The organism is Zoogloea sp. (genome assembly GCF_030157465.1).
In the GTDB taxonomy this organism is placed as follows: domain Bacteria; phylum Pseudomonadota; class Gammaproteobacteria; order Burkholderiales; family Rhodocyclaceae; genus Zoogloea.
In genome coordinates this window covers 1-1,308 of record NZ_JAOAUU010000043.1, presented here as the reverse complement: position 1 = coordinate 1,308, position 1,308 = coordinate 1, and the positions used below count along the sequence as shown (strand labels likewise).

1 protein-coding gene is annotated in these 1,308 nt (G+C 53.9%); it reads right to left on the bottom strand.

From position 1 onward, the window contains the following. Nucleotides 1-119: 119 nt before the first annotated feature. On the bottom strand, nucleotides 120-842 hold the full coding sequence (locus tag Q1W26_RS04825) for a hypothetical protein (protein ID WP_300436581.1): 723 nt from the start codon (nucleotides 840-842) through the stop codon (nucleotides 120-122). Nucleotides 843-1,308 lie beyond the last annotated feature (466 nt).

The window sequence follows — 1,308 nt, the reverse complement described above, 5'->3', positions numbered from 1 at the left end:
AGGCTTGAGCATGCCGCTATTATAAAAAAACGAAGCCCCCGGCGGGCGGGGGCTTCGAGCTTTGTCAGCAGTCTGAGGGGGCTGCGGCCCCCTTTTTCGTGAACGCCAGCCTGCCCTATTCAGCGCAGCCCACTGTCATCGAGCCCTTTTTCAACGGTTTTTCTTAGAAGCAAACGTACGATCTCCTTCAAAGAGGCCATATCCGCCTGCTCAATGATCGGCGCGGGGTTACGCCCATTCCAATCCCAGTTGATGTCTCCGCCAGATCTCATCGTGAAGGGGGCCTCCTGATAAGCGACTTCGGGATGCTGACCAATCAGCTTGCCGCTGGAGTCGTGCAAGCTGACCTGGAGACCGGCAAAGACGAAGGTCTTGTTAAGAGCACCAAAAAAGGTTCGATGGAAAACACCAAGCCCTTTAACTTCCGCATTGGTGTTGAAGATTGGATCCCTGTGGGACCAACTATCGATTGCCACAATGAAATCAGCCTGCGTCCCCTCCGGCAGAATCAGAGATCCATCGGAGTTATTGCGAGAGGCGCCATAAAAGACGCTCACGTCAGCGTAACTACCGGAGTTCTTCATGCTGGATCTCACCACCGAGATGGCAAACTCATCAAGCCCCCACTCCGGCACCGTGAGAGTTCCGTACTGATTGTGGAAGATCGTGGTGCCGATCAGCTGGAGATTAAGCCTTGGGCCCAGCAGGGAGGTGACCGCCACCGACTTTCCCTTGACTTGCTGCCTCACCGCATCGGGTTGCAAGGTCTGGCACCCCACCCCACCCAAAATGAAGAGTAATGCGGTAACGAAAACCAATCGCTGCATCCAGATTTTTGTCATTTTTTGCTCCCCTGAAATGTCAGCCGCGGAAACAGGCGGCAATACCCGATCACAAGACATATCAATAGGGCCTGAACCTTGGCAACTACCGTGAAATCGAATCGCATGCCCAACCACGTCCGATATTCATTTTGGTACAGGCCATGTCCAAGTATGCATATTAGAGCCCCCATATGCAGCACGCTCTTAAGCAAGTTTGACTTGAATCAGTTCGCTACCAACCCGATCGGACCTCCGCTTTACCCTTGAGACTTCGGAATCGATGCCAATTTGAAGGCATCGGACACGAGCAGATCCAATCATGTGATGTCGGGTTACGCTGCGCTAACCCGAGCTACCGACTTGGCCATCCACCAGGAAACCAGCGTGCGCCTGCAGAAAAGATTCGATGACGTACAGGCCTTGTTGCATAACCCTCTAGCAGCCCCCTCCCAACCCCGACGTGTCGCGCTTGGTAGACTGTGCC

Coding starts and splice junctions, on each gene's coding strand:
- Q1W26_RS04825 (WP_300436581.1), bottom strand. CDS start 842: ATGACAAAAATCTGGATGCAGCGATTGGTTTTCGTTACCGCATTACTC.